This window comes from Nitratireductor soli (assembly GCF_001050155.1).
Lineage (GTDB): Bacteria > Pseudomonadota > Alphaproteobacteria > Rhizobiales > Rhizobiaceae > Nitratireductor > Nitratireductor soli.
This window is the reverse complement of the sequence record NZ_LFVY01000019.1, coordinates 106,700-113,195: the sequence shown is the minus strand read 5'-3', so window position 1 is coordinate 113,195 and position 6,496 is coordinate 106,700. Positions and strand designations below refer to the sequence as shown.

The window sequence follows — 6,496 nt, the reverse complement described above, 5'->3', positions numbered from 1 at the left end:
CGATCATGCATTAAGACTGAAACTGGACCGCCTCATAGGGGCAGGCCATCGAGCTGTTGAACGGCAGGGCCGCCGGCTTGCCGTCGACCAGGTAGAAACCGGCCACCGGTGCGATGAAATCGTCCCAGCTTATGTCGTAGCCTTCCTTTTCCATCAGCTCCGGCACCGGGATCACCGCGCGCGAGCTGTACATGGTCAGGAAGCCGCGTTCGGCGGCCTGGATCAGCACCGGCTGCTGGCCGACACGATAGGCGGCGATGGTCGCCGCCATGGTCTCCTCGTAATTGCCCTTGCCGACGCCGACGACCTCGTACTTGTCCTGCGAGGCGTTGAAATCGGCAATCAGCTGGTCGGTGATCTCGGCAAGACGCCCGCCGGCCGCATTCCACCACTCGACCTTCACCCGGTCGGCAGCCTCGGCGGCGCCGATGATCTGCAAGCCGAGAATGGCGACTGCCGCGTGCGTTCCCGCGACACCCAAGACCCGCCGGAGCAGGCCGTCATTCGTTTTTCTCTCAGTCATGTTGCTTTCCTCTCCATCGCCCAATGTCTCATGGCCGGCATGAACCAAAACCCTGCCGGGCCCCTCCCAAGGCGGCGATAGATGCACGTTAGGGGCTCGTAATTACAATTGTCAATAGCATGTTACAAGTGTATGACGATGACAAAGGGAGGACCGGATGGCCAGCATCGAAATCATCGACCTGAAGAAGAATTACGGCCAGGTGCCGGCGGTGCGGGGCGTGAATCTCGCGGTTTCCGATGGCGAGCTGATCGTCTTGGTCGGCCCCTCCGGTTGCGGAAAATCGACGCTTCTGCGGATGATCGCCGGGCTGGAAAGCATCAGTTCGGGACATCTGCGCATTGGTGGCATGGATGTCGGCGGCATCGGTCCGGCGGAGCGCGACATTGCGATGGTGTTCCAGAATTATGCGCTCTACCCGCATATGACCGTGCGCCAGAATCTCGAATACGGGCTGCGCAATCGCGGGTTTGCCAAGAGCGAAATCGACCGGCGGGTCGCCGAAGCCGCATCCTCCCTGGAAATCGGCCCGCTGCTCGACCGTCGCCCCACGCAGCTTTCCGGCGGCCAGCGCCAGCGGGTCGCCATGGGCCGGGCCATCGTCCGCAATCCGGCTGCCTTCCTGTTCGACGAACCCTTGTCCAATCTCGATGCGAAACTGCGCGTGCAGATGCGCGTCGAGATCAGGCGTCTGCAACGACGCCTGAAGACCACGAGCCTCTACGTCACCCATGACCAGCTCGAAGCGATGACGCTGGCTGACCGCCTCGTCGTCATGAACGCCGGCAGGATCGAGCAGATCGGAACACCGGCCGACGTCTACAACCGGCCGCAATCGATCTTCGTCGCCGGTTTCATCGGGTCGCCGCCGATGAACATCATCGACCTGAACAATGGGGGCGCAGCGCTGGCCGACGGCTTTTCGCCGCCCGCCGGCACGGATGTCATCGGCGTCAGGCCAAGCGCCATCCGGTTCGGCAAGACGGGCAAGCCGGCACTGAGATTCAAGGGGACCGTCGAGCTGATCGAGCCGGTCGGCGACGACAATCATGTCCATCTGCGCATTTGCGGATCGGCGCAGGAGATCGTGGCGAGCACTCCCACCTCTACCAGGGTCGCCGAAGGCGACACGGTCGGCTGCTTCGTTCTCGTGGAGCACCTGCATCTTTTCAACGCTTCGACCGGCGGGCGAACCAACTGAACGTCTACCCATGCTCGGCGTCGGCGTCTGTCCGGTATGATTGACAAGGCGAAGAGCAATGATGTGTGTAGCAACAACAGGGAGGCGCGGGGAACTCGATGGCACCGAACAAATTGACGATGGCCACGTCGGCCGCGCTCTCCGACGAGCAGATGCAGATCCGCGTCGTCTGGCTCCATTTCGTCGAAGGCCGCACGCAGGGCGAGATTGCCGAGGCCCTGTCGACCAACCGCCTGCGCATCAACAAGATCATCGCCGAGGCCCGCCGTTCGGGCCTGATCACCATCACGTTGAATTCGCGGCTGACCTCATGTGTCGAGCTCGAGCAGAAGCTGATGAATGCGTTCTCGCTCAACCGCGCCATCATCGTGCCGACGCCGGAGGATCCGGAGCTCATCCCCGTCCTGCTCGGCCAGGCGGCGGCCGACTACATTGCCCAGCTTCTTTCCAATGGCGGTATTTCCGGCATCGGCGTGGGCTGGGGCGCGACGCTGCGTGAAATGGTCCGGCACATGCCGTCCCTTCGCGCGCCGGGCGTCTGCGTCAATTCCGTCATGGGCGGCCTGACCCATGGCATCGAGATCAACACGTTCGACATTGCCAGCGACCTGGCCAGGCAGTTGAATGCCGAATGCGCCTATCTTGCCGCTCCCATCTACGCCGGCAGCCCCGAATCGCGGCTGGCGATCGTCGAGCAGGATGTCTTCGAAACAGCCTTGCAGAGGGTGGCGGCGAACGAGCTGATCGTGTTGAGCGTCGGCGACATGACGGAGCGTTCGCTGCTGATGCGTTACGGCCTGCCGAAGGATGTCGACATAGACGCGTTGCTGGCCGCCGGCGCCTGCGGCGACGTTCTAGGGCAATTCATCGATCGCCGAGGCAAGCCGATCGACCATTCGATCAACCGGCGGGCGATCGCAGCACCCCTCGAACTTCTGCACGAGGTGCCGAACGTCATCTTCGCCTCCGGCGGGATCAACAAGTCCGAGGTGATCGCCGCGGTGCTTCTGTCGGGGCTCGGCAACGTCCTGATCTGCGACGAGGAAACGGCCCGCAACGCGCTTGAGATCGCCTTGAAGCTGCGCGGCGAGTAGGTTCCGACGGCCGATGGCTGGCCAGCCGCCTAGTGGAGGACATCATCCAACAATGGGAAAGCGCCAAACGACGGACCATGGAACGTCGCCCGCATGCAGCACTGCAAGCTCGCCGCTCAAAATCGACCGGCTGGCGAGGTCGAAACTCTGCTGATGCTTAGCATTCTGCAGTCAGGTGGAATTGCTGGACGTCCGTATGCGGGCAATGATCTGCCCGGCCATGCCGTCCTCCCACGATCCACAAGGTGATCGAGATCAGTCGGTCTCGATGTTCATCTCGGCGATCAATCGCTCCCGGCCTGCGAGCGAGTTCAACGCCTTGTCGCCGAGTTCACGGGCGACGAGGTTGAGCAGGGCCTCGCAGAAGACGATGTAGGCACCCATGCTGTTGGAGTAGAAACTGCTGGCATGGGGGATGAAGAAGGCATGCTCGGCCGGCCGGACCAGTGGCGAGGCACGGGAATCGGTGATCGCGATCACGGTCTGGCCATTCGCCGCTGCAATCCGGGCGACTTCCGCAACGCTGCGCGTATAGGGCGCGCAACTGGCGACGACGACCACATCGCCGTTTTCAAGCTGCGACAGCGCTTCGGCAACGCCGAGGCGGGGGGCGTCCAGCAGCGCTACGTCGGAACGCACCATGCCGAGACCGTAGGTGAGAAAACTCGCCAGGGAGTGGAACTGCCGCACGCCGTGAAACCTCACACGTCGCGCATTGGCAAGCAGCGTGGTCGCGCCCTTCAGTGACGGGCCGTCCAGCTGGCCGAGAAAACCATCGACATTTGCCGCCGTCTCCCAGGCCTGGCGCTCGAAGACCTCGACCTCCGCGTTGTCGACGGAACGTGTCGCGAGAAGGCGCCCGGCCTGTCGGCTGTAGAAGTACTGCTGGTCATTGGCGATGGCCTTGCGGAAGACGGCCTGAAAATCGGCAAAGCCTTCGAAACCCAGGCGCTTCGCCAGCCGGGTCAGGGTCGAAGGATTGACGCCCAGCTGGTCTGCCAGCTTGGAGATCGAATGCACCGCCGACTGCTCCGGGGCCTCGACGAGCCTTGCAAACACGTCCTGCGCTTTCGAACCGAGCGAAACATCGGCCTGATCACGGCCGATTGAGAGCGCCAGGGCTCGCAGATCCTCGATTGTGCGTGGCGGCTGCGCTGTGGTTTCCTCTGGCATTCTACAGTCCTTGTTCAACCCGTCGAAGAAGCGAACCATCCTGCATTTCGAAGCAGGCCGCTTCACCTGGCCGGTCGTAAACAGACCAATGGACCTTGTCAGCCCCGATCCGGAAGATTGCGCTGGCCTGCGTGTTCTCGAAATCCTCGTCGGCCGGGTCGGTGCGGTGGATCGGCAGTTCGGGATCGTCGCTGTCCCACAATATGCTGGTGGCCCGGCTCTGCGGATCCATTTGCGAGCCTTGGCAAAGCAGGTGCTCGGCGCGCCGCTGGCGTCGGTCCGACGATCGCGTGACGGTTTGCGGCATAGGCTCCGTATCGGTGTGGATCAAATGGTTGGAATGGACACCGGGTGCCGAAAGCTGCACGACCGAAACGCCTGTAGAGGTGAATTCGATGCTGAGAAGGCGGTCGTCTCCGGCTTGCCCCAGCGTGAGATGGAAACCGCCGGCGCGCGGCGCCGAACGAAGGACCCTTATCGCCGCGTCCAGGTCTGGCGCATCGAGGGTTGCGCGCACTAAGACCATGCGCGGTGCGCCGGCGCCGCCGATCAACGGTCGCACATTGTTGATGGTCTGCACCAGTCCCGACGCGGTGGCGGTAAAGGTGTGGCCGGGCAGGGAGCCCGGATAGACGAAGGTGGTGAATGCATTGCCGCCGTCGGAGGCGATATGCGCCAGGGCGCAATGGCCGGAAAAGCCCGGATCGCCATCCTCGTTGTGACCGATCACATGCGGCGGCCCGGGCAGTTGCACCGTCGTGCATCCATCGGGCGCCATCGCGAAGATGTCGCCGCGGCAGTTCCACAGGAATACATCGTCGAACGGCAGCTGCAGCCCCGCAGCGAGACCCTGCATTTCGCTCCAGTAGCGCGGGAATGCCTCGCGGACGATCGTTGCCATGCCGCCGATGCGCGGATCGTCCCGTCGCGCGGTCAGTTCATGCCAGGCCTGAGACTTGAGAAGGTGGTCATGCACGGCTGTGCGGCCAAAGCGCCCGAGGGCAGCTCCCACCTCATGCGGCGAGCCGGCGATGTCGATGAAGGAAAGCCGACGGTTGGAATCAGGCGACATGCTGGAGAAACTCTTTCAGGCGTGGGTTTTGCGGATTGTCGAGCAGGTTCTTTGGCTGTCCATCGACGGCGATCTTCCCGCCTTCCATGAAGATCAGCCGGGTTCCGACCTTGCGGGCGAACGCCATTTCGTGCGTGACCACAATCATTGTCATGCCCTCTTCGGCAAGCGCCTGCATGACGCGCAGGACCTCGTGCCTGAGTTCGGGATCGAGCGCGGAGGTCGGCTCGTCGAACAGCATCAGCTTTGGTTTGACGGCGAGCGCCCGGGCAATCGCCACGCGTTGCTGCTGGCCGCCGGACAATTCGCTCGGATAGTGATGGACGCGGTCGCCGAGCCCCACCTTTGCAAGCATGACAAGCGCCTGCTCGCGCGCCTCCAGACGCGACAGGCCGCGCACGCGGTGCGGACCAAAGGCGACATTCTCCAGCGCCGTCATCTGCGGAAACAGATTGAACTGCTGGAAGACCATGCCGGCTTCCTGCCGTATGAGGCGGACCTTCTGGCGAGACTCGCGAACGCTGATGCGGTCGACGATCAGATCGCCCCCATTGATCGTTTCCAGCGCGTTGATGCAGCGCAGCAGCGTTGACTTGCCGGAGCCCGACGGGCCGATCAGGACGACAACCTCTTTCTCCTCGATCGCCAGGTCGACTTCGTCCAGCACGAGCAGTTGACCGAAGCGTTTCGTGACCTTCCTGAACTCGACAATGCTCATAGGATGCGCATCCTCTTTTCCGTGATGCGGAGGATCAGGGTCAGCGTTCCCGTCATGATCAGGTAGAAGATCGCCACGGCCGACCAGACTTCGACCGCCCGGAAATTGGCGGCCATGATCTCCTGACCCTGCCGGGTAAGCTCGCCGACGCCGATCACGATGAACAGCGACGTATCCTTCAGGCTGACGATGAACTGGTTGCCGAGCGGCGGGATCATGCGCCGGAAGGCAACCGGACCGATGATGTAGAGCAGCACTTTCCAGGTCGGCAGACCGAGCGCCAGACCGGCCTCGCGCAATCCCTGGTGGACCGACAGAAAGGCCCCGCGGACAATCTCGGCGATGTAGGCGCCGGCATTGACGATGATGGCGGTGATCGCCGCCGTCATCGGATTGACGCGGATATCGGCAAGCGTCGGCAAGGCGAAGTAGATGAACATCACCTGCACCACGATCGGCGTTCCGCGGATCAATTCGACATAGGCGAAAGCGATGGTGTTCATCAGCGCGCCGCCATAGGCACGCATCAGCCCGGCAACGGTGCCGACGACGAGCCCGCCCACCAACCCGGCAAGCGTGATCAATACCGTGAGTTGCGCTCCCTTGAAGAGCGCGGGCAGCGCATCGACGACGACCGACCATTCGAAATCCATTGCGACCTCCAATCAAGCCTCGCGCGGACGCGCCGAACATGCGCATCCGCCGCAATCGCTGG

6 protein-coding genes and 1 pseudogene are annotated in these 6,496 nt (G+C 62.8%); 2 read left to right on the top strand and 5 right to left on the bottom strand.

The genetic code is table 11. The features are described 5' to 3' along the window. Positions 1–49: 49 nt before the first annotated feature. Positions 50–523 (bottom strand): annotated as a pseudogene (locus tag AB843_RS26225) (extracellular solute-binding protein); the annotation flags it as partial. 157 nt (positions 524–680) lie between these two features. Here AB843_RS26225 and ugpC point away from each other — a divergent pair. Together ugpC and AB843_RS21255 are read left to right on the top strand one after the other, a co-directional pair. Next, positions 681–1,724, top strand: coding sequence for a sn-glycerol-3-phosphate ABC transporter ATP-binding protein UgpC (gene ugpC, locus AB843_RS21260; RefSeq protein ID WP_048648901.1), 1,044 nt, complete (start codon positions 681–683; stop codon positions 1,722–1,724). 98 nt (positions 1,725–1,822) lie between these two features. Beyond that, positions 1,823–2,818, top strand: coding sequence for a sugar-binding transcriptional regulator (locus AB843_RS21255; protein WP_048648900.1), 996 nt, complete (start codon positions 1,823–1,825; stop codon positions 2,816–2,818). Between the two features lie 255 nt (positions 2,819–3,073). On the opposite strand, the gene AB843_RS21250 is transcribed toward AB843_RS21255, so the two are convergent. The 4 genes from AB843_RS21250 to glnP are packed head-to-tail and all read right to left on the bottom strand — an operon-like array spanning position 3,074 to position 6,434. After that, a complete protein-coding gene (locus tag AB843_RS21250) occupies positions 3,074–3,991 on the bottom strand; it encodes a MurR/RpiR family transcriptional regulator (RefSeq protein WP_048648899.1) in 918 nt (305 codons plus the stop codon). Position 3,992: 1 nt separating this feature from the next. Further along, positions 3,993–5,063, bottom strand: a complete 1,071-nt coding sequence (locus AB843_RS21245; RefSeq protein WP_048648898.1) for a C45 family autoproteolytic acyltransferase/hydrolase — start codon at positions 5,061–5,063, stop codon at positions 3,993–3,995. Next, entirely contained in the window at positions 5,053–5,781 is a 729-nt protein-coding gene (glnQ, locus tag AB843_RS21240) for a glutamine ABC transporter ATP-binding protein GlnQ (RefSeq protein ID WP_048648897.1), read from the bottom strand. The genes AB843_RS21245 and glnQ overlap by 11 nt, the downstream gene beginning before the upstream one ends. Next, positions 5,778–6,434 carry a glutamine ABC transporter permease GlnP gene (glnP, locus tag AB843_RS21235; RefSeq protein WP_048648896.1) on the bottom strand — a complete coding sequence of 219 codons (657 nt, stop codon included), beginning with the start codon at positions 6,432–6,434 and terminating at the stop codon, positions 5,778–5,780. Before glnP ends, glnQ begins: the two co-directional genes overlap by 4 nt. Between the last annotated feature and the right edge of the window lie 62 nt (positions 6,435–6,496).